Origin of the sequence: Parasphingopyxis sp. (genome assembly GCF_052168295.1) — a bacterium.
Classification (GTDB): Bacteria; Pseudomonadota; Alphaproteobacteria; order Sphingomonadales; family Sphingomonadaceae; genus Parasphingopyxis.
In genome coordinates this window covers 1-24,177 of the sequence record NZ_JBQLZN010000033.1, presented here as the reverse complement: position 1 = coordinate 24,177, position 24,177 = coordinate 1, and the positions used below count along the sequence as shown (strand labels likewise).

The window sequence follows — 24,177 nt, the reverse complement described above, 5'->3', positions numbered from 1 at the left end:
ATGATCGAGACCGCCGGCATCTGGGGCCATGCGATCGCGGCCATGTTGTTCGCAGCGATCGCCATCTGGCAGCTTGCCGACCGCGAACGCCGGTCCGGAAAGGCGATCCTCGGCATCGCCTTCCTGCTAACCGCGGTCTGGGCGGCGCTCGCGGCCGTCTATGGACCCGGCTCTGTCATGGCGAGCCTTGGCGAGACGGTGCGCAACCTCGGCTTCCTGACCTTCATGTTCGTCCTGCTGCGGCAAGGACTCGGTGAGGACAGACGGCCGTTCGTCGGGCTGATCTACGTCGCGCTGTTCGCCGTCGCGCTCATGCAGATGCTCGCCAACGGCATGCTGAGCCTGTTGCCCGACAGCGCCGCGTTACAGGCCTTCGCATCGCAAAGCACGGTGATCCTCGATCTGTGTTTCACGATCGGCGCGCTGCTGCTGGTGCATGCGCTCTATTCCGCCGCCACGCCCGAAACGCGCTGGGGGATTCGCCTGACGATGATCGCGATTGCCGCGATGTGGGTCTACGACCTCAATCTCTACACCTTCGCCTGGCTGACCGGACGTCCGGCGATCGAGCTGCTCGCGCTGCGCGGCGCGCTGATGATCGGTCTGGTGCCGACCTTCCTGCTCGCCGCGCGCCGCAATACCGATTCCAAGCTCAAACTGTCGCGCAAGGTAACCTTCCGCTCGCTCTCGCTGATCGCGATCGCCGGCTATTTCCTCGCCATGTTCCTGGCGACACGGATCATCGACATGGTCGCCGGCAACAGCGCGGTCCTCGTGCAGGTCGCCCTCGTCTTTCTGTTCTCGGCCGGTGCGATCGTTCTGCTCCCCTCGCAGCGGGTACGCGGCTGGCTGCGCGTCAAGGTTGCCAAGCACCTCTTCGAACATCGCTACGATTACCGGGCCGAATGGATCCGCTTCAACCACACGCTGGCGCGGCCGGGCACCGGTTCCGATCCGCTCGACGCGCGCGTCGTGCAGGCGCTCGGCGAGATCACCGAGGCGCAGGGCGGTCTTTTGCTCGCGGCGCAAGATGACAACCGCCTACGGCCGGGCGCGCGCTGGAATTGGGACGGGCTCGACAGCGCCGCGCCGACCGCGGACGGCGCGCTCGGACGCTGGCTCGCGGCGAGCGGCCATATCGTCGAGCTCGATCCGCTGCGCCGCGGCGATCACGGCGATCCCGACGAGATCGCGACGCTCGTCCCGCGCTGGATGATCGACGAACCGGACGCATGGGCGCTCGCGCCGCTTATCCACCGCGACAGGCTAGCCGGCGCGGTGCTGCTCAAGCGCCCCAAGGTCGACCGCACGCTCGATTGGGAAGATCTCGACCTGTTGCGCATCGCCGGCCGGCAGGCCGCGAGCTATCTCGCCGAAGCACGCAGCCAGGACGCGCTCGCCGAAGCGCGGCGCTTCGACGAATTCAATCGCCGCTTCGCCTTCATCCTGCACGATATCAAGAATCTGGTCAGCCAGCTCAGCCTCGTCGCGCGCAATGCCGAGCGCCATGCTGACAATCCCGAGTTTCGCGCCGATATGGTCGCGACGCTGCAGGATTCGGTGGGCAAAATGAACGACCTGCTCGCCCGCCTCGCGCCCAAGGACCGGGCCCGCAGTGAGGCGCCCCGCGCGGTCGGCTTGCGCAAGATGGCCGAACGGATCGCCGCACAAAAGGGCCAAGCACATCCCGTTCGCATCGTCGGCGGGCCGGAATGCGAGGCCATGGCCGATCCGGTCCGCCTCGAAACCGCGCTCATCCACATGGTGCAGAACGCGATCGACGCGAGCCCGGCCGACACGCCGATCTGGCTCGTGGTCGGCGGCGACGAGACGGAAGCGTGGATCGCGGTCGAGGATAACGGCGCGGGCATGGACCCCGAATTCGTGCGCGAAAAGCTGTTCGAACCCTTCCACTCCTCCAAGACCGGCGGCTTCGGCATCGGCGCGTTCGAGGCCCGTTCGCTCGTCGCGGAAATGGGCGGCCGCATCGAGGTCGACAGCCGCAAGGGCGAGGGCACGCGCTTCACCATCACCCTGCCCGCCGCGGCGGCATGCGAAACCGATCGGGAGATCGCCTGATGGCCGACACCAAACCTGTACTCCTGATCATCGAGGACGATGAAGGGCTGCAGCGACAGTTGCGCTGGGCCTATGAAGATTATGAGGTGGTGATCGCAGGCGACCGCGAGACGGCAATCGATATGCTGCGGCAGCATGAACCGGCGGTGGTGACGCTAGATCTCGGCCTGCCGCCCGATCCTGATGGCACGAGCGAAGGTTTCGCGACGCTCGATGCGATCCAGACATTGAAGCCCGATACGAAGGTCATCATCGCTTCGGGCCATGGCGCGCGGGAAAGCGCGCTCCGGGCGATCTCAAGCGGGGCCTATGATTTCTACCAGAAGCCGGTCGATATCGACGAGCTCGGCCTGATCGTCGCCCGCGCGTTCCAACTCCACGCCATCGAGCGCGAGAATGAACGGCTGGCGAGCCAGGGCGGCGGCGACGAAACCGTGCTCGGCGGCATGATCACCGCCGCGCCGGACATGCTCAAGGTCGCGCGGACGATCGAGCGCGTCGCCTCGGCCAATGTCTCGGTGATGCTGCTCGGCGCATCGGGCACGGGCAAGGAACTGCTCGCGCGCGGCCTGCACGATGAAAGCCCGCGCGCCGACAAGCCGTTCGTCGCGATCAACTGCGCGGCGATCCCGGAAAACCTGCTCGAGGCCGAGCTGTTCGGCTATGAAAAGGGCGCCTTCACCGGCGCGGTGAAGACCACCGAGGGCAAGATCGAACTCGCCGAGGGCGGGACGCTATTACTCGACGAGGTCGGCGATATCCCGCTGCCGCTCCAGGTCAAATTGCTGCGCTTCCTGCAGGAACGGGTCGTCGAGCGGATCGGCGGGCGCAAGCCGATCCCCGTCGATGTGCGTATCGTCTGCGCGACGCATCAGGATCTCGATACGATGATCGCGGAGAAGAGCTTTCGCGACGATCTCTATTACCGGCTGGCCGAGATCGTCGTGACGATACCCGCACTTGCCGAACGGCCCGGCGACCCGACCCTGCTCGCGCGGCATTTCCTGCGCAAATATGCGGGCGAGATGAATGCGAGCGTCAAGGGCTTCACGCCCGAAGCGCTGGCCGCGATCGAAGCGTGGGACTGGCCGGGCAATGTCCGCGAACTCGAAAACCGGGTGAAGCGCGCCGCGATCATGGCCGACGGCAAGCTCGTCACCGCCGCCGATCTCGATTTCGAGGAAAGCGGCGAGAGCGAACCGCTGAACCTCAAGGCCGCGCGCGAAATCGCCGACCGCAAGGCGATCCGCCTTGCCCTGTCGCGGGCCGAGAACAATATCTCGCAGGCCGCGAAACTGCTCGGGATCAGCCGCCCGACGCTCTACGACCTGCTCAAACAATATGATCTGAGCCCATGAGCCGGCGGCGGCGCAAACGCTCCTCGCGGCCCCGCCTGCCGACCATCCCGTTGCGCACAGCGATCTGGCTGGCGGGCGGCGTGGCCGTTGTGCTCGCGCTGGTCGCTTTCGTCGCGATGCGCGGCAATGATCCGGCGGGCGCGTTTGCCCGCGCCGAAGCCTTCGAGGCGAGCGGCAATCATCGCGCGGCGCGCGTGGAGGCGATGAACGCCGTCGATCATGCGCCGGAGGATGAGGCCGCATGGCGCCTGCTTGCGCGCAGCCAGCTCGCGCTCGGCGACGGGACGGGCGCGCGCGCGACGGTCGAACGGGCGCGCGATGCCGGCATCGCCCCGTCCCACACCCGGCATCTGATGGCCGAAGCGATGCTTATATCCGGCGAACCGGAAGCTGCGCTCGCCGAAACCGAAAATGTCCGGATCGATCCCGAATTTTTCAGCGAGGCCGTGCGCATACGCGGCCGCGCTTTCCAGATGTTGGGCCAGACTCAGGCCGCCGCCGAAGCCTTCGACATGGCGATCGAGGATGATCCGGAGAGCGCCGGACTGTGGCTCGATATCGCGCGCTTCCGCCTGGCGACGGGCGAGCAGGCAGGCGCCATCGAGGCCGTGAACGAGGCGCTGACCTTCGATCCCACTGATATCGACGCGCTGATCCTCAAGGGCCGGATGGTCCGCGATCAATATGGGCTGGTCGCCAGCCTCGCCTGGTTCGATCGCGCGCTCGCGATCGACGATCGGCATATCCCGGCCCTGCTCGAACGCGCGGCGACGCTCGGCGAGATCGGCCGGATGCAGGACATGCTGGCGGCCACACGCGCGGTGCTGCGGCTCGATTCGGGCAATCCGCAGGCACTCTATCTGCAGGCCGTGCTAGCGGCCCGGGCGCGCAACTTCGCCCTCGCCCGGCGGATCGTCGTACAGACCGGCGGCCGGATCGACGGCCAGCCGTCCATGATCCTGCTCCAGGCCGCGATCGATTATGGCGAGCGGAATTACGAGGCGGCGATCCGGCGGCTCGAACGATTGCTCGAATTCCAGCCCGCCAACCGCACGGCGATCCGCCTGCTCGGCGCGGCGAAATTCCATGCCGGCGACATGCGGGCCACGATCGCCGCGCTGGGCCCGCTCGCCGATCGCCCCGACGCCGATAGCCTCGTGCTCACGCTGGTCGGCCGTGCCTGGGAACGCGAAGGAGACTTCACGCGCGCCGCCCCCTATCTGACTCGCGCCGCGCGTCCGGCGCGCGACGGTTTGGCGCCTTTGGGCGCGCCGCCCGAGGACGCAGCCGCGCTCGCCCTGATCGAGCGCGACGCGCTGCAAGGTGGGGCTCGGGCCGAGGTCGAGCTGATCCGCGCCTATCTCGCGCTCGGCCGCACCGGCGACGCACTCGCCCGCGCCGAAGCCCTGCGCAACGCCAATCTTGGCGCGCCGGACGCGCATCTCGTCTATGGCGACGCGCTCGGTGCTGTCGGCCGCTATGGCGATGCGGCAGCAGCCTATGCGAGCGCCGCCAATATCCGCTTCTCCGAACGCGCGGCGCTCGGCATGTACGAAGCGCTGCAGCGCGTCGGCCAGCCCGAAGAGGCGCTGCGCGTGCTCAGCCTCTTCCGCCAGCAGAACCCGCGCAACATCGCGACCGCGATGATCTCGGCTCAGCTCAACCTGCAGGCGGGACGCTGGCCGCAGGCGGCCGCGATCCTTGAGCAGCTGCGCCTGCGGCTCGGCGACCGCGACGCGGCCTTGCTCGCCAATCTAGCCTGGGCGCGATACGAAATGGGCGATGCGGACCGTGCGCTTGCGCTGGCCCGCCGCGCCTATCTGCTGCTCCCCATGAACGCCTCGACGAGCGAAATTTACGGCTGGATCCTCGCCGATGGCGGCAGCGATCCGGCGCTGGGCGTCGCGATGCTCGAAAAGGCGCAGAGCCTGGCGCCGGACGATCCGCAGATCGCGGAGAGGCTCGCCGCGGCGCGCGCCGGCCAAACATAGCTGGCGCGAAACGCGCTTCGGCGGCTACAAGCGCCGCATGACCGAAGACGCCCTTTCCCGCATCGCCGATGCGCTGGACCGGATCGCGCCGCCGCCCAGCGCGCCCGCCGATCCGCGGGCGCATCCCGCCTATGTCTGGCACGGCGCGGCGCTACATCCGGCACAGCATTTCGCGCCGCTGCCGCTCGACCTGCTGACCGGGATCGATGCGCAGAAAGGGGCGGTGCTCGAGAATAGCCGGCGGCTCGCGCAAGGCGCGGCGGCGCACGATATCCTACTATGGGGCGCGCGCGGTTCGGGCAAATCGATGCTTGCCAAGAGCGCGCTGGCCGCGCTGCAGGCGGACGGAGAAAATATCGCATTGGTCGAGGTCGCGACCGACGCGCTCGATACGTTGCCGGACCTGTTCGCGCTGCTCGCGCCGGTACCGCGCGCCTTCATCCTGTTTATCGACGATATCGGTTTCGACGGCGATGCCGCGGCGGCCCGGGCCCTGCGCTCGCTGCTCGAAGGCGGAGCCGAAGCGCGGCCCGCCAATATGCGGCTCTACGTCACCTCCAACCGCCGCCATATCGTCCCGCGCTCGATGGCCGAGCAGGACGATCCGGTGAACCCGCGCGACGCGCGCGACGACAGCCTGGCCCTTTCCGACCGGTTCGGCCTGAGCCTCGGCTTCCACGCCGCCAGCCAAACCGACTATCTGGCGATGATCGAAGCTTATGCGGCCCATTTCGATCTCGAATACGACGCGGCGGACGCAATCGGCTGGGCAACCCGGAGAGGCAGCCGCTCGGGCCGCGTCGCCTGGCAATATATCGTCGAACTGGCCGGCCGCGCGGGGCGCTCACTGACCGACGCGAAGAACATTGACTGAGAAGGACACAGCATGACCCAAGTCGACGGTACCGCCGACCCCAAATTCGCCGCCCTGCGCGAGGAATTCGAACGTAATTTCGCCGAGCGCGGCGAGGTCGGCGCGTCGGTCTGCCTGAGCGTAGAGGGCGAGACGCTGGTCGATCTGTGGGGCGGATCGGCGGACCCGGACGCCGGCACGGACTGGGGCGAGGATACCGTCTCTATCGTCTTTTCCTGCACCAAGGCGGCTGTCGCGTTATGCGCGCACATGCTGATCGACCGCGGCCAGCTCGAGCTGCACCGGCCCGTCGCCGATTACTGGCCGGAATTCGCGCAAAAGGGGAAGGAAAGCGTCACCGTCCAGATGATGCTCAACCATCAAAGCGCCGTGCCCGCGCTGCGCGAGCCGGTGAAGCCGGGCGGCTTTCTCGACTGGGATTACATGATTTCGCGGATGGAACAGGAAGAAGCCTGGTTCGAACCGGGCGTCACTGCCGGCTATCATATGGTCAATTTCGGCTGGACGGTCGGCGAGCTGGTGCGGCGGGCCTCGGGCAAGGGGCTTGGCCAGTTCTTCCGCGAGGAGGTCGCCGAGCCGCTGGGCGCGGATTTCTGGATCGGCATTCCCGAGGATTTTCCCCACCCCATCGCGCCGATCCGGCTCTACCAGCCGACGGGGCAGGAAACGCCGATCCCCTTTACCGTCAAACTGCTTACCGAACCGAACTCGCTCCAGGCGTTGAGCTTTCTCAACACAGGCGGCTGGAGCCCCAACGACGCCGACGGGCATCGCGCAGAGATCGGCGGCGGCGGCGGCATCGCTAATGCGCGCGGGCAGGTCGCGATGTACACGCCGCTCGCCAATGGCGGATCGCATAACGGGGTCACGCTCGTGTCCGCCGACCAGCTCGCGATCATGGAGCGCTGCTCGGTCGCGACGGGCATCGACGCGACCTTGCTCAGCCGCACGCGTTTTGCTTCGGGTTTCATGAAATCGATGGACAATCGCGCCTATCCGGGCGGCGAGCAGATGAGCGCGATCATCGGCGAGCGCGCCTTCGGCCATGTCGGCGCGGGCGGATCGATCGGGTTCGCCGATCCCGAATGCGGCGTCGCCTTCAGCTATACGATGAACCAGATGGGCCCTGGCATCATGCTCAACGATCGGGGCCAGAGCCTGATCGACCGGGCCTATGAGATACTGGGCTATCGTTCGAACGCATCGGGCGCGTGGATACGCTAGACCGGGCGCCTGTCTCGGACGCACCGACCCAGCGAAAAGGAGAGCCTCCCCAATGAAACTCTATTACAGCCCCGGCGCCTGCAGCCTCGCCAGCCATATCGCGCTCATCGAAAGCGGCGGCGATTTCGAGGCGGTGCGCGTCGATCTCTCGACGCATGAAACCGAGCATGGCGACGATTTCTACGCGATCAGCAAGCGCGGTTACGTCCCCGTGATCGAAACGCCGGACGGCATGCTCACCGAAAACCCCGCCGTCCTCGCCTATATCGCGCGGCATGTCGGCGCGGCGCCGGAGGGCCGTGCCTGGTACAAGATGATCGAGTGGATCGGCTATATCGGCTCGGAGATTCACGGCGCCTATGGTCCGCTGTTCGGCGGCGCCGATGCGGACGCCCAGGCCGCAGCGCGGGACAAGGCCGCGCAGAAATACCGGCTCGCCGTAGACATTCTCGACCGCGACGACTGGCTGGTCGCCGACCGTCCAACCGTCGCGGACAATTATCTGTTCGTGACGACGCTCTGGGCGCGCAAGATGAATGTCGAAACGCCGGACTGGATCGCCGATTTCCGCGACCGCAATCTCGCGCGGGAGAGCGTGCAAAAGGCAATGGCGGCCGAAGGGCTCGGCTAGCTCGCTTCCAGCGCTTCGGCCATTTCGGCGACCTCCAGCCAGCGCTTCTCATACGCTTCGCGCGTCGCGCGAGCGTCCTCGATCTCTTGCGTGAGCGCGTGGAAGCGGTCGTGGTCGCGCTGGTAGAGATCGGGATCGGCGAGCGCGGCTTCGGCCTTCGCGATCGCCGCGTCGATCTTCTCGATTTCGCCCGGCAGCCGGTCGAAGTCGCGCTGGTCCTTATAGCTGAGCTTGGTCGGCTTCGATGGCGGCGGGGGAGGTGGCGCCTTCGCTTTCGACTTGGACCCGTTGCTTTGCTTTTCGGGAGCCGGTTTGCGCTTGCGTTCCCAGTCGGCATAGCCGCCCGCGACGATATCGACCTTTCCCGAACCATCGAGGCCGAGTGTCACCGTGACCGTGCGGTCGAGAAAATCGCGGTCATGGCTGACGATCAGCACCGTGCCCTCATAGTCGGCGATCACCTCCTGCAGGAGATCCAGCGTTTCCATGTCGAGATCGTTGGTCGGCTCGTCGAGTACGAGCAGGTTGGAGATTTTCGCGAATTCGCGCGCGAGCAACAGCCGCGACTTCTCCCCGCCCGAAAAGGTGCCGATCCGTGCGTCGGTAAGGCTCGAATCGAACAGGAAATCCTTCAAATAGGCCTCGATCCGCTTCGGCGTGCCGCGCACATCGATCCAGTCGCTGCCCTCACTGAGCACATCGCGGACGCGCTTGTCCGGCTCCATCAGCACGCGCTGCTGGTCGATGATCACGGCGTCGAGCGTCTTGGCGCGCTTGATCCGCCCCGCATCGGGCTCGATCTCGCCGGTCAGGAGTTTGAGCAGCGTCGTCTTGCCCGCACCGTTCGCGCCGACAATGCCGATCCGGTCGCCGCGCTGCACCTTGAAGGTGAAATCGTCTATGATCGTGCGGTCGTCGTAGCTTTTCGACACATGCCGCGCGTCGATAATGCTCTTCGTTTTCACCTCGTCGCTCTCGACCGCAAGCTTGGCGACGCCGGTCGGCGCCAGCATCTGTTCGCGCTGTGCGCGCATCTCGTAGAGCTTCGACAGCCGCCCCTGATTGCGCTTGCGCCGTGCCGTGACGCCGCGATGCAACCAGTGCATCTCGATCTTGAGCTTGGCGTCCATCCGCTCGGCGGCCTTCGCTTCCTCGGCATAGATTTTCTCGACCCAGGCATCGTAGCCGCCGAACCCGATTTCGGCGCGGCGGAGAGTGCCGCGATCCAGCCATAGCGTCGCGCGGGTGAGGCGCCTGAGGAACGTTCGGTCATGGCTAATCGCGATGAACGCGCCTTTGAAGCGGCCCAGCCAGTCTTCGAGCCAGTCGATGGCCGTCAGGTCGAGATGGTTGGTCGGCTCGTCGAGCAGCAGGATATCCGGGTCCTGCGCCAGCGCGCGAGAGATCGCCGCGCGGCGTCGTTCGCCGCCCGAGGCCGTGTCGGGATCGATGGAAAGATCGATGCCGAGTTGCCCGGCGATGGCGTCCACTTCATGGGGCGCGGGCGCATCATCGCCGGCAAGCGTCCAGTCCTTGAGCGTGTCGTACCCCGCCATGTCCGGATCCTGCTCGAGCAGCACGACATTGGTCCCCGGCTGGATCGTCCGCCGTCCCTCATCGGCCTCGATCTGATCGGCGAGCAGGCGGAACAGCGTCGTCTTGCCCGTGCCGTTACGGCCGATCAGCGCCAGCCGGTCGCGCGCGCCGATATGGATGTCGATGCCGCGAAACAGCCAGCCCGTGCCCTGATTGAGCCCGAGATTTTCGTAGGTGAGGAGCGGCGCGGCCATCGGGCGCATGTAGGCGGCGCGGCGGCGAACCGCCAGCCCGCGATCAATCCCGCCGGCGCCGAACCAGAGGCAGGCCGTTTTCCGGCTTCAGCGTCACCGTGCCGACGGGGCGGACCGTATGGCCGGGCGCGGATGCGAACCGCCAGGCCGCGAGCCAGTGCGCAAGGATCGTAAGCGCCTCGACAATCGAGAAGCGCATGCCGACGCAGATGCGCGGCCCAGCGCCGAAGGGTATATATTGGAAACGGTGCTGCTCGGCCTTCGCCTCCGGCAGGAAGCGATCGGCATCGAACATGTCCGGATCGGCCCACAGCGCCTTGTGGCGATGCAGCACCCAAGGCCAGATCGATATGATATCGCCGGGCTCGACCGTGGTGCCGCTCAATTCGTCTTCAGCAATCGCCTGGCGGTCGAACCGCGGGACGGGTGGGTACAAACGCAGCGTCTCGTCGAGCACGCGGCGGAGCAAAGGCACCCGGTCCGCCAGCGTCGCCGCGTCGTCCTCGGCGAGCGCCGCCCGCACTTCCTCTGCCACCTGCTCCTGCAGCTCGGGCTGGGCCGAAAGCGTGTAGAGCGTCCAAGTCACGGCATTGGCCGTGGTTTCATGCCCGGCCAGATAAAAGGTCGCCGCATTGTCCACGGCCAGCGGCAAAGCGTCCTCGCGCCCGAACTGATCGATCAAGTCGCGGATTAGTTGCCCGAGAAAGTCATCGCCGCCATCGGGAAAGCGATCGCGCACGACATCGGCCAGGGTGCGCCGCAACGCCTTCTGCGCGCGCTGCCCCTCGCGCATCGTCTTGTTCCATGGGAGCGGCGGCAGGCCGAGGATCGCGGTCAAACGCACCTCGCCGCCGGCCTTGAGCGAGGCGGCGATATTGCGCATCGCTTCGGGGGTCTTGAGGCGCGCATCGCCGCTGAACAGCGTATCGGCGATGATCGTCATCGTCGTCGCGGTCGCTTCGGCGGCCATGTCGCCGGTATCGCCGTCGCGCCACCCCGCCGCGTGGCTCTCCGCAACGGCGCCGAAGATCGGCGCGACCGTTTCGACCGCGCCCGGCGTGAAACTCGCCGCGACGATCCGCCGTTGCTTGCGCCACAGCTCGCCGTCGGACGATAGCAGCCCCCGACCGATCATCGGCGCGATCAGCTTCTTGACGATATCGGGTTTCGCATAATTGGTGGCGTTGCTCTGCAGCACCCGCTGCACGGAATCGGGATCGAGCGGGATATGGACGGTGAAGCGGAAGACCTGCCGCCGGATATGATCGATCTCGAACGCCTTTTGCGACCAGCCATAGACCGAGTTACGCGCGCGCTCGCCGAAAAAGCCCCGCCAGATCGGCACCGCTTCCGCCGTGCGCGGCGGATGGGGCGGGATGAACGCGCTGTCCGTCATCCCGATAGCGCGGCGGAGAATTGGCAAGACATGCCAAAAGCTTAATTGGCGCGCGCAGCCGCCTCAAGCCTGTCTCTCCGCACAGGCGCATGAATTTTCGGCGGAACGACGATTAAGCGTTGACCGTCCCGAAAGTCCGATCTAACTAATATTGCGAATCACTCGCATTAGCAGTTAATGCCTTGCAGGGGGAATTGGGTGAACCGTATCGTATCGCTTTCGTCCGCGGCCATGGTGGCGGCCTTGTGTGGCGGCGCGGCGCGGGCCGCGGACAGCGGCACCATGGCAGCAAGCATCGACAGCCGGCCCGTCATCACCGTCACCGCGACGCGCCAGCCGCTGTTGACCAGCGAAGTCCCGGTCACCGTATCGGTCGTCGATGACGAGGAAATCGCCGATCTGCTCGCAACCGATATCCGCGACGTGCTGCGCTTCGAACCGGGCGTCACCGTCCGCCGCGCCCCGGCCCGTTTCGGCGGCGTGCTCGGCTCGACCGGGCGCGACGGCAATGCCGATATCAATATTCGCGGGATCGGCGGCAATCGCGTGCTCATTCAGGTGGACGGCATCCGCGCGCCCAACGGTTTCACCTTCGGCGCGCAGGCGGCCGGGCGCGGCGATTATGTCGATATCGGCTTGGTCAAGTCGCTCGAAGTGCTACGTGGCCCGGGCTCGGCGCTGTACGGATCGGACGGCCTTGCCGGCGTGGTGAGCTTCGTGACCTCCGATCCCGAGGACCTGCTCGCCGGGCGCGGCGACGTCACCGGCGCGTTGCGCGCGACTTATGATTCAGCGAGCGACGAATTCTCCGAAACCGCGATCCTGGCCGCGCGTTCGGGCGACTGGTCGGCGATGATCGCCTATACGCGCCGCGACGGCGAGGAGCTCGACAATGAGGGCGATGTCGGCGGCGTCGGCGAAACCCGCACCCTGCCCAATCCGCAGGACACGCGCTCGGACGCGCTGCTCGGCAAGATCGTCTATGCCCCGCATTCCGATCATCGCATCCGGCTGACCGGCGAATGGCTCGACAGCCGGGTTTCGGGCAACATCCTGAGCGCACAGGTCACGTCGCCCTTCACCGGCGCATCGACCGACCAGCTGCTCTCGCGCGATACGATCGAGCGGCTGCGCTTCAGCCTCGACTGGCGCTACGATCCCGGGCCGGACCATGGCGGCGTCATCGATTCCGCGCGGATCGCACTTTACTGGCAGGACGCAGACAACCGCCAGTTCGCCGACGAGGACCGCAGCGGCCCGACCAACCCGCCCGACCGCTTTCGCATCAACACGTTCGACAACCGCGTCTATGGCGCCAATGCCGAGGCAAGCGCCGGTTTCACGACGGGCGCGATCGAGCACAGCATCGTGTTCGGCGGCGATATCTCCTTCACCAACCAGACCGGCCTGCGCGACGGCGACGTACCGCCGATCGGCGAGACTTTCCCGAGCGCGGCCTTCCCCGAAACCGATTTCATGCTCGGCGGCCTGTTCATCGGCAACCGGATGACGTTCGGCCCGGTCTCGCTCTTCCCGGCGCTGCGCTTCGATTTCTACGATCTCGATCCGCAAGACGATCCGCTGCTGCCGACCTTCGCGCCCGCCGGGCAGGACGGTTCGCGCGTGACGCCCAGAATCGGCGCGGTCGTCGATATGGGATCGGGCTTCAGCCTCTATGCCAATTATGCGCAGGGCTTCCGCGCGCCGGAGCCGAGCCAGGTCAACCAGTTCTTCGAGAATTTCATCTTCGGCTATACTTCGCTCCCCAATCCCGATCTCGATCCCGAAACCAGCGAGACCTGGGAAGGCGGCGTACGCTATGTCGGCGATATCTTCACCGGCTCGCTGACCGGCTTCATCGGCCGCTATGACGATTTCATCAGCCAGGAAGTCGTGTCCGGCACGTTCCGGCCCGGCGACCCCGGTGTCTTCCAGTTCGTCAATCTCGAAAGCGTCGATATCGAGGGCATCGAGGGCCGCGCGTCTTTCGATTTCCCGGGCGGTTTCGATGTCGATGCGAGCTTCGCGTGGGCGACCGGCAACGTGATCCAGCCGGACGGCTCATCCGCCCCGCTCTCGACGATCAACCCGCTCGAAATCGTGCTCGGCGCGGGCTGGCGCGATCCGGGCGACCGGTTCGGCGGCCAGGCGATCATGACCTTCGCCGCGCGCAAGGATCTGGACGACACGACCGGCGTCTGCACGGCCGAATGTTTCCGGCCCGACAGCTTCACCGTGTTCGACGTCACCGCTTTCTGGCGGATCAGTGACGCGTTCACGCTGCGCGCCGGACTCTTCAACATTTTCGACACCAAATATGCCTGGTGGGCGGACACGCGCGGCCTGACCGTCGACGCCCCCGATCTCGACGCCTTCACCCAGCCGGGCCGCAATGTGCGTGTCTCGCTGAGTGCCCGTTTTTGACCACGAACCGACCAAGGGGAATGACCATGACACTATCCCGTTTTTCCACCGCGCTGATGGCGGGCGCCATGATCGCCATCGCGCCGCTCGCGCCCGCCGCCGCGGAGACGAACCCGGCCGCAATGAGCGCTGAGGAACGCGTCGATTTCGAAGCGGCGCGCGCAGCGATCCTCGGTATGGCCGGCGACTATCGCGTCCGGTTCGACATGCGCGAGACGACAAGCTGGCGCGCCGATTACACGCCGCTCGAGGAGAAGATGTCCGGCGGCTTCGAGAGCGTGCGCGTGCTCGAGGACAGCGGCGATCATATCGTGCTCCAGCATCTGTTGATCGTCGGCAGTGAAGACAATCCGATGGTCGTCAAGCATTGGCGGCAGGACTGGACCTATGAGCCGGCCGATTATCTTTCCTATGCCGGCAATGGCCGCTGGGATCTCGTCGCGGTCCCCGAAGCGGAGCGCGAGGGCATTTGGTCGCAGACCGTCTGGCAGGTCGACGATTCGCCACGTTACGGCGGGATCGGGCATTGGACGACCGAAGGCGGCGTGCCGCGCTGGGAATCGAACTGGAGCTGGCGCCCGCTTGCCCGGCGCGATGCGATCCGCGATCCCATGTACGACCGCTATCTGGCGATCAATCGCCATTCGCCCGCCCCGGTCGGCTGGATCCACTGGCAGGATAACCTCAAAATGGGCGAGGAAAATGGCGAGACCTTCCCCGTCGTTCAGGAAATCGTACTCAACACCTATTCGGTGACCGAGGATTACGATCCCGCGCCCGCCGACGCCTATTGGGCGAATACCGAAACCTATTGGGCCGCCGTGCGCCAGGCCTGGGACGAGGCGATCCGCGCGGATAACGGCATCACGCTGACCGAGGAGCCCAATATGGGCAACACGCATGCCGCTACGCTCTACGGCCTTGCCGAAGCGATCAATGCCGGCGACCAGGATGTGGACGAGGCGATCGCCGAGGCGCGCGCGCTGATCCTCGGAGGCGCTGGCGATTAAGCCCAAACGGTAGAATCGCACCGCCATTCCTCAAACGGGCGGTGCGGGGCCGGTTTCCCCCTTTTCCGGCACTCCCGGGAAAATGACCGGCCTTTATGGGGCGCTTCGCGGATCGTGGTCCCGCGAAGCGCCCCTCTTTTGTCTAGTTCGCGCGCTGCGCCTCGACCATGCGGGCGACGCTCTCCAGCAGCGCGGGCGCGTCGTAGACAATGCCGTCCTTGATCGTCCAGCGGACGCCGCCGACGCGTTCGAGCTGGTTGGTCTCGCGGTTCAACCGCAAATGCCCGGTGCCATAGAGTACCTTCAGATTCTCAAGCGGGTTTTCGGGCACGATGACGAGATCGGCGAGCATCCCGGAGCGGACGATGCCGAAGGGCGGCTCCTCGCCCCGCGGCGCGTAGATCTCGCGCGCGCCGTTGATCGTCGCCGCCTGGATCACCTCGAGCGGCGTGAAACCTGCCTCCTGCAGCATCTCCAGCTCGCCGATATAGGCGAAGCCCCATGTCTGGTAGATATAGCCGGGGTCCGAGCCGACCGTGACGCGCCCGCCGCGATTCTTGAACTCGTTGGTAAGCTGCATCCAGGGCCGGTAGAAATCGCGCCAGGCCACCTCGTCGGCCGTCGACCAGTCGTGATAATAGGAGCCGTGATTGGTGAGGCTCGGCTGGAAGAAATTCCATAGCGACGGCAGCGTGTACCGCTCATGCCATTCGAGCGTCCGCGCGCGCATCACGTCGCGCGAGGCGACATAGATGTTGAAGGTCGGGCTCAGCGTGACATCGTTTTCGAGCAGCAGATCGAGATAGGCGTTCCATTCGTCACTGCCCGGCTCGACGATCTGCTCGGCCAGCCGCGCGACTTCCGAAAAACGCGATTGCTCGTCGAGATAGTTGTAATCGGTCGGGTAGCGGACGACCGCCCCATCGGCGAGCAACGATTCGAAATGGCCGTAGAAATGCGTGATCCCGGACAGGCCGAACTCCAAAGCGCGCGCCGCATTGACCTCCGCCACGCCGCGCTGGCCGAGATGCGCGACCGTGCCGAGACTATGCGCCTCGGCTTCGTCGAGTGCGGCTTCGAGGATCGCCGGCGGCTCCTGGTTGAAGAATTTGACGCCGTCATAGCCGCGCCCCGCCGCCCAGCGGACCCAGGCGCGGGCCTGGGCCGGGCTGTCGACCGCGCCGCCCGACCATTCGTCGCCGAACACCGCATAGGCGTATATGCGCGGCGCGACGATCGTATTGGCCCGGCTGCGCGCCCGGTCGCTGATCGCCATATTGTTGGGGCCGGAATAGATGGGTACGCCGCGCACGGTCGTCACGCCATGCGCGAGCCAGAGCCGGTAGCCGTATGACGCATTGGGCGCCTTGGACGGGTCGCCATTATGGCCGTGCGTATCGACGAAGCCGGGCAGCACATACATGCCCTCGGCCTCGATCACATGGTCGACCGATTGCGGCGAGCGCGCCCGGGCGTCGCCGCGATAGATGGCCTCGATCCGGTTCCCCGCGACGAGGATGTCGACCGGGCCTTCGGGCGGCGCGCCGCTGCCGTCAATCAGGGTCGCGCCGCGGATCAGCATCCGGCCGAACGGCCCAACGCCCTCGCCGGCCACGCGGTCCGGCACCCGCTCCATGCTGGGCCCGTTCTGTGCCGGGCTGTCAGGCGGGAGAATCGCGCTCGCCATGAGGAGGGCCGCCGCCCCTGCCACTGCCGAAAAGAGTTTGTTCATATGACGCCCCTGTTACACAATGCCGGTCCTAGACCGCCCTCCGACGCTTTCAAAGCGCGCGATGCTGCATAGTTGCAACAGTTTTTCCTGAACCGGAGCCGCTGCGGATATTCACCAGTTGTTCAATGCCCCCGATCTATGTCAGCCAGCATGGCAATGGGAATCCGTCTTGCTTTTGCGCCCATAGTCGCTGTGATGCTCGTCGCGGCGATGATCGCTGCGCCCGCGCCGGCGCTCGCCCAGCAGCGCAGCGAGCAGGACATGGTCTTCCAGAACCGCCAGGAGGGCCGCGTTATGCCCCTGCGGGTTATCGAGCGCCGCGTCGTGACGCAGATGCGCGGCTATGACTATCTGGGCAACCCTATTTATTTTGAACGCAGCAACACCTATCGCATGACGTTCATGCGGGACGGTCAGGTCATTCGCGTAGAGGTGGATGCCAGATCGGGCCGGATACGGAACCGAAGCGATAGGTAAACAACCATGCGCGTACTGATTGTCGAAGACGAACCGACGCTCGGGCGGCAGCTCCGCGCGACGCTCGAAGGCGCGGGCTATGCCGTCGATCTCGCAACCGATGGCGAGGATGGGCATTTTCTCGGAAGCACCGAAAGCTATGACGCGATCGTGCTCGATCTCGGCCTGCCCGAAATCGACGGGCTGACGGTCCTCGACCGCTGGCGCAAGGAAGACATCACGATCCCGGTGCTCGTGCTCACGGCGCGGGACTCATGGTCGGACAAGGTCGCGGGGCTCGATGCCGGGGCCGACGATTATCTCGCCAAGCCGTTCCAGACCGAAGAGTTGATCGCCCGGCTGCGCGCGCTCATCCGCCGCGCGAGCGGAAACGCGTCGAGCGAGCTCGTCGCCGGCGATGTCCGTCTCGACACGCGTTCAGGCAAGGTGACGCTGGACGGCGAGCCGGTGAAGCTGACCGCGCAGGAGTACAAGCTCTTGAGCTATCTCATGCATCACAAGGGCAAGGTGGTCAGCCGCACCGAATTGATCGAGCATATCTACGATCAGGATTTCGACCGGGATTCGAACACCATCGAAGTGTTCGTGACGCGCATCCGCAAGAAGCTCGGCGCAGAAGTCATCACGACGATCCGCGGGCTGGGGTATAGCCTGGAGGATCCAAGCGAGCGGCGGACGGAGTGAGATAACCCCGTTGGCCCTGAGCTTGTCGAAGGGCTGTCCTTCACTTTCACCGGTGCAAGAAAAAGGGCAGGGCTTCGACAGGCTCAGCCCTAACGGTGTTTAGGAGGACGGAAACGCCTTTGGACCAGCCGACGAAACATCTGCGAAAAGCGGGCGCGAGCCTGGACGCGGCGCGCAAGGGCGGTTCGCTGACCCGGCGCATGATCGGCATCGCGTCGCTGTGGATCGTCGTGCTGCTCGCGATCGGCGGCTTCGCGCTCGACCGGGTACTGAGCCAAGCCTTTACCCGCAATTTCGACGCGCGGCTCGAATATGTGCTCTCCGCCATGATCGTCTCGGCGGAGCTCGACCAGGACGGCGAGGTCCGCTTCATCCGTCAGCCGGCCGACCAGCGTTTCCTCGAACCCTATTCGGGTTTCTACTGGCAGGTCTCGGGCGGCGGGCGCGAACCGTTCCGCTCGCGCTCGCTCTGGGACCGCGCGCTGCCGGTCGGCGAGCCCCATCAGGATTTCGAGATTCACAGCTATAACGAGGATGACTGGGCGGAAGGGCCGCTGCGCATCCTGGAGCGCGATGCGATCCTGCCGGAGAGCGATACGCCGTTCCGCTTCCAGGTCGCCTCCTCGCGCGCCGTGCTGGACGAGCAGATCGCCGAATTGCGGCGCACGCTCGTCCGATCCTTCGCGCTGCTCGGCCTCGGCCTGATTGCGCTGGCCGCGCTTCAGGCAACCTATGGCCTGTGGCCGCTGCGCCGCGTGCGCGAGGCGATCACGGATGTCCGCACCGGGCGGCAGGCACGGGTCGACGAGACACTGCCGCGCGAGATCGAGCCGCTCGTCGCCGAACTCAACAATCTGCTCGACCATAATGAACGCCAGGCCGAAGAGGCGCGCCGCCACGCGGGCAATCTCGCCCATGCGCTGAAGACGCCGCTGACCGTGATCCAGAACGAAGCCGAAACCGGCGACCCGGACCTGCCCGACACGGTGATGCGCGAGGCGCGCATCATGCGGCGGCAAGTCGACCACCATCTGGCGCGCGCCCGGGCCGTAGGGCGGCGCGGCGCGGGCCAGTCGCGCAGCCCCGTCTGGCAGGCGCTGCAGTCCGTCGAGCGCGCCGTGCGCCATCTGCACGCCAACGTCACGATCGATATCGCGGGCGTGCAGGACGCCGTCGTCGCCGTCGAACGGCAGGATCTCGACGAACTCCTCGGCAATCTGATCGAGAATGCCGCGAAATATGGCGGCGGGCGCGTGTTCGTGACGGTCGAGAAGCGCGCGCGCCAGGCCGAGTCCGTGCCCGATTTCGTTGACATTCTTGTTGAGGATGACGGGCCCGGCATTCCCGAGGCCGAGCGCGCGGCAATCTTCGGCCGCGGCGCGCGGCTCGACACCAACAAGCCCGGTACCGGCCTCGGCCTCGCCATCGTCAGCGACGTGGCGGAGATTTACGGCGGCAGCGCGACGCTCGAAGAGAGCGAGGATCTGGGCGGCCTGCTCGTGCGACTGAGCCTGCCCGCGGCCGAGAGCGCGCCGCACGCGCCCGTCTGATTGTCGGCGGGGTGGGGGCTGCACATGATATCGCGATCGCCGGGTGCGGGCCGGGCGGGTTGGCGGCGGCGCTGTTCCTGCACCGGCTCGGCCATCGCGTCACGCTGTTCGAACGGTTCGAAGAGCCGCAGCCTGTCGGCTCGGGCCTGCTGATCCAGCCGAGCGGGCAGGCGGTGCTCGAGGCGCTCAGCCTCGCCGCGCCGATCCGTGAGAAGGGCGCGCGGATCGATTTCCTCAAAGGCGTTTCGGTGCCATCGGGCAAGCGTGCGCTCGATGTGCGCTATGGGGCGCTGGGCGATGATGCCTGCGCCTATGGCGTGCACCGCGCGCTGCTGTTCGACACGCTTTACGATGCCGTGCGCGCGGCAGGGATCGCGATCGAGACGGGACGGACCGTGACAGCGGTCGAGATCGAGGCGTGCGGCGGGCGATTCGGCTTTGCGGACAGCACATCATCGGCCCGCTTCGACTGCCTGATCGACGCGCTGGGCGCCCGCACACCGCTCGCGCCGCCGTCCGGCCATGATCTCGCCTATGGCGCCTTGTGGGCGACGCTCGACTGGCCGAACGGCACCGGTTTTCTCGATGATGCACTCGACCAGCGCTATCGGCGCGCCCATGAAATGGTCGGCGTGATGCCGATCGGCGTGAGCCCGGCGACGGGCACCGACGGCGCGGCATTCTTCTGGAGCGTCCGCGCCGACGCGGTCGAGGCGCTGCACGCGCGCGGCGTCGACCCGTGGCGCGATGAAGTCCTCGCACTCTGGCCGGAGACCGTGCCGCTGCTCGACCAGATCGCCGACACGCGCGGCATGGTGTTCGCCCATTATGCGCATCGCACCGTCCGCCGTCCGGTATCGGCGCGGTTCGCGCATCTCGGCGATGCCTGGCACTCGACGAGCCCGCAGCTCGGCCAGGGCGCGAACATGGCGCTGCTGGACGCCGCCGGTCTCGCCTCAGCCTTTCAGCAGCACAGCGATATCGCCGATACACTCGCCCATTATGCCTGGCTGCGCACCAACCATATCCAGATCTATCAGGCGCTGAGCCGCGTCTTCACCCCGCTCTACCAGGCCGGCGACGGCATCCGCCCGTTCGTCCGCGACCAGCTGGTCCACTGGTTCGCCGGCCTCTGGCCCGCCCGCACTCTCGTCGCCGCGATCGTCTCCGGCGGCATAGGCTGGCCGCTCCGGCCGATGGCGCTGGACGGAGAGCAAACCTTCACCGCCGAACGGGTCACAGCATCCGTTCCTTAAGCGCCGGATCGGCGATGCCGCACGCCGCCTTGCGGCCGAACAGGCGGTAGCGGTGGCGGGCGACGAGGTTGTAGAGCGCGTCGCGGATCGGGCGGGGGACGATGCGTAGGGCCGCGCCGGCCTTCCACGGCCAGCCGAGACGCCGGGCGATCTCGGCGATAGCGGTCGAGCGCTGATAGATCCGGCCATCGGCGATAAGCAGATAGGTTTCGAAACTATCGGTCGGCAGGCCGAGATGGCGATAGAGTGCCTGCCCGATTTCGCCCTGGGCCGGCGTCAAACGGAAGCGCCGTTCGCTGTCGAGCCGCAGGATCAGCCGCATCGAGCGCGAGCAGAGGACGCAATCGCCATCGAAGACGATCAGGGGGTGGCTGTCATCGAAATCGGGCACGGCTGGATCGCCGCGCCAGCTATGAGTGTTCGGCGGCGTCACCGGCGCTAGAGCGGCGAAGGGGCGTCGAAATCCTCGTCGCGGATCTTGCGATGGTGCGAGACGACCTCGTCGATGATGATGCGCAGGAACCGTTCGAGGAAATCGGGGCTGAGCCCGGTCTCGGACGCCAGCATCTGTAGCCGCTCGACCTGCCGCCGTTCGCGGTCGGGATCGACGGGCGGCACCGCGTTCTCGGCCTTCCATTTGCCGACCTCGGTCGTGATCTTGAAACGCTTGGCGAGCAAAGCGACCATCTGGCCGTCGATATCGTCGATCTGGTCGCGCCAATGGGCGAGGGGGTCGTCGGTCATGCCAAGGCTCCTGCTACCGCCACCTTCTCGCGACAAGCGCGCGCCGATGCAAGCACAGTCGCGCCAGTCCGGCACACCCGCTTGCATAATTGGATATTTTAGGAAATCTTGAATAACCTATTTGGTTATTCAAGGGAATCGCATGATGATCGACGACCGCACCGTACAACGCACATTGGCCGATGGCGGCTTCTATACGGGGCGGATCGACGGCCTGTATGGCGATGCCTCGCGCGGGGCCACGCGAAACGCCCTCATCGCGCGCGGCCATGCCATCGCCCCGTGGATCGATCCGCGCTGCCGCATTGCGCTCGAACAGACGATCATGGCTGAGGCGGGCATCGAAACCGGGCCGATCGACGGCCTGGCCGGCCCGCAGACGCGGATCGCGCTGGAGCGCTGGCAGGACAGAAGCCGCGCCGTCGAACCCGCGCCCGTCAATGTAGCGCACCAGCCCGATCTTTTCCCCCGGCAGAAAGACGTGCGCGCTTTCTACGGCGCGCCGGGCGAACATCAGACCGTGCTCGATCTGCCTTTCGCCATGCGGCTCGCCTGGGACACGGACACGATCATCCGCCGCTTTTCGATTCACGAAAAAGCGCATGACAGCGCCGCGCGCGCCTTTGCACGCATCCGCGATCACTACGGCGAAGAGAAGTTGCGCGCGCTCGGCCTCGACCTTTTCGGCGGCTGTCTCAACGTCCGCCGGATGCGCGGCGGGAAGGCGATGTCGATGCATAGCTGGGGCATCGCGATCGATTTCGATCCCGCGCACAATGCGCTGCGCTGGGGCCGTGACCGGGCGCGCATGGCGCGGCCCGCCTATGCGCGCTTTCTCGATATCTGGGAGGAAGAGGGCTGGATCAGTCTCGGCCGCGAACGCAATTTCGACTGGATGCATGTCCAGGCGGCGCGGCTCTAAGAAAGGGCTCGCCCGTCACGTCCCATAGCGCTGGCACAGCCGCATGCGAATGTGTAGGCACGGGCGCATGGACTTCGAAACGAACACAAATCCCGGTATTCCAGCCGCCACGCTCATCCTCGTCCGCGATTCCGATAATGGCGCGCCGGACGTGCTGATGGTCGAGCGCGCGCGCAAAATGGCTTTTGCGGGCGGCGCGATGGTGTTTCCCGGGGGGCGCATCGATCCCGGCGACCATGCGATCGCCGAAAATGACGCGATCGTGCGCGGCGCGCCCGGCGATCCGCTGCAGGCCGCAGCCCGCATCGCGGCGATCCGCGAAACGCTGGAAGAGACGGGCATTGCCGTTGCCTTCGATCCGCTGCCCGATCACGGCGCGACGGTGCAGTTGCGCGAGGCGCTGCACGAGGAAAGCGATTTCGGCGCGATGCTGGCGAGCGGCGGCTGGCGGCTCGATCTCGACCTGCTGACGCCCTGGGCGCGCTGGATGCCGAATTTCAAGCAGGAGCGGAGTTTCGATACCTGGTTCTTCGTCGCCAAGGCCCCGGCGCTCGCGAAGAACAAGGCCGATGGCGGCGAAAGCGTGTCGAGCCGTTGGGCGCGCGCGCAACAGGTGATCGACGAGGCCGAAGCGGGGCACTGTTCGATCATCTTCCCGACGCATCGCAATCTCGAGCGGCTCGCCCGCCTGGAGAGCTACGAAGAGACGCGCGTGCATGCCGAAGCGCATGAGGTGAAGATGATCACGCCCTGGGTCGAGGATCGGGACGGCGAGAAATTCCTCTGCATTCCCGACGACGCCGGCTATCCGGTGACGGCCGAAAAGGTGACGCGGATGGTCCGCGGATAGAGCTTCACGCGCGGTTCAGGCGCACGATAGAAGACGCCATTAGATACGATTTTCCCGGAGAGTGATATGCGACCGATCCCGTTCCTGTCCGCGCTGCTGCTCATCGGCACCGCGCTGCCCGCCGCCGCGCAGGACAGCGCGGAAGGCGCGATCGGACCGGCGGACATGCCGCGCGGCACCTATCTCGTCTATGCCGACGAGGCCGGATCGGCCTTCGCATCCTATGATCCGGCACTGGCCGGAACCGGCGTCTGGCCGCTCAGCTTCTTCTATTATCAGGAGGGTGCATTGGCGGGCAGAGCGCGGATGTCGGCCAGCCCGGAATGCGATCAGGGCATCGTGCGCGGCCGGCTGACCCATGCCACGGGCCCGGACGGCGCGCTGATGGAGCTGCCGCAAAATGCCGAAACGCCGCTGTTCGCCTTCGACCGCGCGGGTGGCGGGGGCGACCAGGCCATCGTCGATTTCGTCTGCGGTTCGCCGCAGGACCGGCTGATCCAGGCGCAGACGCCCGTGCACAACAGTCTCGAGGCGACGGCCAACAGCTATGCGCAGCTACGCGCGCTCGGGCTCGACAACCAGCTCGCCCGCAGCCTCGCGATCCGCGACCGCGAAGCGGCCGAACCGCTCATCGGCACGGCCGTGCCCGAAGCTTTGCGCGATCAGGTGCGCGCACTCATCGATCCGCGCTACTGACGCGCCGCTCAGTCGGCGACCGCGCCGCCCGGATAGGCGACGAACAGCGTTCCCGAATAATCGAGATCGGTATCGGCATCGGCGAGCCAGACGGTGCCCGGTTCGAGCGCCGCGCCGCCGATCGTTCCTTCGCCTTCCAGCGGGATCAGCCAGCGCGGCCGGTCCGCCGAGGCCGCCAGCGTCCGCTGCGCCGCGCCCGTCCAGCGCTCGATCACGAACTTGCGGCCCGCCGCGATGATATCGCGGCCCGGGGCAACCGCGCCCGGCGCGGCGGGCGCGACCCAGGGTTCGGCGCGCGCCACCGCCACCGCATCGTCGAGATGCAGCTCCCGCGGCCGGCCGTAGTCGTAGAGCCGGTAGGTGAGATCGATATTCTGCTGAATTTCGAGCAGCGTCACGCCCGCGCCGATCGCGTGCACCGTGCCCGCTGGCAGGTAGAAGACGTCGCCCGGCGCCACCGGCTTCCAGTCGAGCAGCGCTTCGACCGAC

At 66.4% G+C, this 24,177-nt stretch carries 20 protein-coding genes and 1 pseudogene; 15 read left to right on the top strand and 6 right to left on the bottom strand.

Features of this window, described 5'->3' with window-relative positions:
• The 6 genes from prsK to ACTS1Z_RS05305 are packed head-to-tail and all read left to right on the top strand — an operon-like array spanning position 1 to position 8,157.
• Positions 1 to 2,079 carry an XrtA/PEP-CTERM system histidine kinase PrsK gene (prsK, locus tag ACTS1Z_RS05330; RefSeq protein WP_442623409.1) on the top strand — a complete coding sequence of 693 codons (2,079 nt, stop codon included), beginning with the start codon at positions 1 to 3 and terminating at the stop codon, positions 2,077 to 2,079.
• Positions 2,079 to 3,437, top strand: a complete 1,359-nt coding sequence (prsR, locus tag ACTS1Z_RS05325) for a PEP-CTERM-box response regulator transcription factor (protein ID WP_442623408.1) — start codon at positions 2,079 to 2,081, stop codon at positions 3,435 to 3,437. Before prsK ends, prsR begins: the two co-directional genes overlap by 1 nt.
• On the top strand, positions 3,434 to 5,428 hold the full coding sequence (locus ACTS1Z_RS05320) for a tetratricopeptide repeat protein (RefSeq protein WP_442623407.1): 1,995 nt from the start codon (positions 3,434 to 3,436) through the stop codon (positions 5,426 to 5,428). The genes prsR and ACTS1Z_RS05320 overlap by 4 nt, the downstream gene beginning before the upstream one ends.
• Positions 5,429 to 5,465: 37 nt before the next feature.
• A complete protein-coding gene (locus tag ACTS1Z_RS05315; RefSeq protein ID WP_442623406.1) occupies positions 5,466 to 6,302 on the top strand; it encodes an ATP-binding protein in 837 nt (278 codons plus the stop codon).
• Positions 6,303 to 6,314: 12 nt separating this feature from the next.
• Positions 6,315 to 7,526: a serine hydrolase domain-containing protein gene (locus tag ACTS1Z_RS05310; RefSeq protein WP_442623405.1), complete on the top strand. Its 1,212-nt coding sequence runs from the start codon at positions 6,315 to 6,317 to the stop codon at positions 7,524 to 7,526.
• A gap of 52 nt (positions 7,527 to 7,578) precedes the next feature.
• Positions 7,579 to 8,157 (top strand): glutathione transferase GstA, encoded by a 579-nt coding sequence (locus ACTS1Z_RS05305; RefSeq protein WP_442623404.1) that lies wholly within the window; start codon positions 7,579 to 7,581, stop codon positions 8,155 to 8,157.
• On the opposite strand, the gene ACTS1Z_RS05300 is transcribed toward ACTS1Z_RS05305, so the two are convergent.
• Together ACTS1Z_RS05300 and ACTS1Z_RS05295 are read right to left on the bottom strand one after the other, a co-directional pair.
• Positions 8,154 to 9,947, bottom strand: a complete 1,794-nt coding sequence (locus ACTS1Z_RS05300; RefSeq protein WP_442623403.1) for an ABC-F family ATP-binding cassette domain-containing protein — start codon at positions 9,945 to 9,947, stop codon at positions 8,154 to 8,156. The two genes, ACTS1Z_RS05305 and ACTS1Z_RS05300, sit on opposite strands and share 4 nt — an antisense overlap.
• Before the next feature lie 43 nt (positions 9,948 to 9,990).
• Positions 9,991 to 11,343, bottom strand: a complete 1,353-nt coding sequence (locus ACTS1Z_RS05295) for a cytochrome P450 (RefSeq protein ID WP_442623402.1) — start codon at positions 11,341 to 11,343, stop codon at positions 9,991 to 9,993.
• Positions 11,344 to 11,541: 198 nt separating this feature from the next.
• On the opposite strand from ACTS1Z_RS05295, the gene ACTS1Z_RS05290 reads away from it, so the two are divergent.
• Positions 11,542 to 13,767: a TonB-dependent hemoglobin/transferrin/lactoferrin family receptor gene (locus tag ACTS1Z_RS05290; RefSeq protein WP_442623401.1), complete on the top strand. Its 2,226-nt coding sequence runs from the start codon at positions 11,542 to 11,544 to the stop codon at positions 13,765 to 13,767.
• Between the two features lie 26 nt (positions 13,768 to 13,793).
• The gene (locus ACTS1Z_RS05285; RefSeq protein ID WP_442623400.1) at positions 13,794 to 14,777 is read left to right on the top strand and encodes a DUF6607 family protein; all 984 of its coding nucleotides are present in this window, start codon (positions 13,794 to 13,796) and stop codon (positions 14,775 to 14,777) included.
• Between the two features lie 142 nt (positions 14,778 to 14,919).
• Here the strand turns inward: ACTS1Z_RS05285 and ACTS1Z_RS05280 are convergent, their stop codons facing one another.
• Positions 14,920 to 16,509 carry an amidohydrolase family protein gene (locus ACTS1Z_RS05280; RefSeq protein ID WP_442623399.1) on the bottom strand — a complete coding sequence of 530 codons (1,590 nt, stop codon included), beginning with the start codon at positions 16,507 to 16,509 and terminating at the stop codon, positions 14,920 to 14,922.
• Positions 16,510 to 16,704: 195 nt separating this feature from the next.
• Between ACTS1Z_RS05280 and ACTS1Z_RS05275 the strand changes: the two genes are divergently transcribed.
• The 4 genes from ACTS1Z_RS05275 (at position 16,705) to ACTS1Z_RS05260 (ending at position 20,476) form a co-directional block, all read left to right on the top strand.
• The gene (locus ACTS1Z_RS05275; protein WP_442623398.1) at positions 16,705 to 16,986 is read left to right on the top strand and encodes a PepSY domain-containing protein; all 282 of its coding nucleotides are present in this window, start codon (positions 16,705 to 16,707) and stop codon (positions 16,984 to 16,986) included.
• A 6-nt stretch (positions 16,987 to 16,992) separates the two neighbouring features.
• Positions 16,993 to 17,670, top strand: a complete 678-nt coding sequence (locus tag ACTS1Z_RS05270) for a response regulator (protein WP_442623397.1) — start codon at positions 16,993 to 16,995, stop codon at positions 17,668 to 17,670.
• Positions 17,671 to 17,870: 200 nt separating this feature from the next.
• Positions 17,871 to 19,220: a sensor histidine kinase gene (locus ACTS1Z_RS05265; protein WP_442623447.1), complete on the top strand. Its 1,350-nt coding sequence runs from the start codon at positions 17,871 to 17,873 to the stop codon at positions 19,218 to 19,220.
• A gap of 11 nt (positions 19,221 to 19,231) precedes the next feature.
• Positions 19,232 to 20,476: an FAD-dependent oxidoreductase gene (locus ACTS1Z_RS05260; RefSeq protein ID WP_442623396.1), complete on the top strand. Its 1,245-nt coding sequence runs from the start codon at positions 19,232 to 19,234 to the stop codon at positions 20,474 to 20,476.
• Here ACTS1Z_RS05260 and ACTS1Z_RS05255 read toward each other — a convergent pair.
• Positions 20,457 to 20,867 (bottom strand): thiol-disulfide oxidoreductase DCC family protein, encoded by a 411-nt coding sequence (locus ACTS1Z_RS05255; protein ID WP_442623395.1) that lies wholly within the window; start codon positions 20,865 to 20,867, stop codon positions 20,457 to 20,459. The two genes, ACTS1Z_RS05260 and ACTS1Z_RS05255, sit on opposite strands and share 20 nt — an antisense overlap.
• A 47-nt stretch (positions 20,868 to 20,914) precedes the next feature.
• Positions 20,915 to 21,220, bottom strand: coding sequence for a chorismate mutase (locus ACTS1Z_RS05250; RefSeq protein WP_442623394.1), 306 nt, complete (start codon positions 21,218 to 21,220; stop codon positions 20,915 to 20,917).
• Between the two features lie 142 nt (positions 21,221 to 21,362).
• On the opposite strand from ACTS1Z_RS05250, the gene ACTS1Z_RS05245 reads away from it, so the two are divergent.
• The 3 genes from ACTS1Z_RS05245 to ACTS1Z_RS05235 all read left to right on the top strand — a co-directional run bounded on the left by ACTS1Z_RS05245 (position 21,363) and on the right by ACTS1Z_RS05235 (position 23,688).
• Positions 21,363 to 22,142 (top strand): M15 family metallopeptidase, encoded by a 780-nt coding sequence (locus ACTS1Z_RS05245; protein ID WP_442623393.1) that lies wholly within the window; start codon positions 21,363 to 21,365, stop codon positions 22,140 to 22,142.
• Positions 22,143 to 22,209: 67 nt separating this feature from the next.
• Positions 22,210 to 22,992 (top strand): NUDIX hydrolase, encoded by a 783-nt coding sequence (locus tag ACTS1Z_RS05240; RefSeq protein WP_442623392.1) that lies wholly within the window; start codon positions 22,210 to 22,212, stop codon positions 22,990 to 22,992.
• Positions 22,993 to 23,058: 66 nt separating this feature from the next.
• Positions 23,059 to 23,688 (top strand): hypothetical protein, encoded by a 630-nt coding sequence (locus tag ACTS1Z_RS05235; RefSeq protein ID WP_442623391.1) that lies wholly within the window; start codon positions 23,059 to 23,061, stop codon positions 23,686 to 23,688.
• An 8-nt stretch (positions 23,689 to 23,696) separates the two neighbouring features.
• Here the strand turns inward: ACTS1Z_RS05235 and ACTS1Z_RS05230 are convergent.
• Positions 23,697 to 24,177, bottom strand: a pseudogene (locus tag ACTS1Z_RS05230) (phosphoheptose isomerase); the annotation flags it as partial.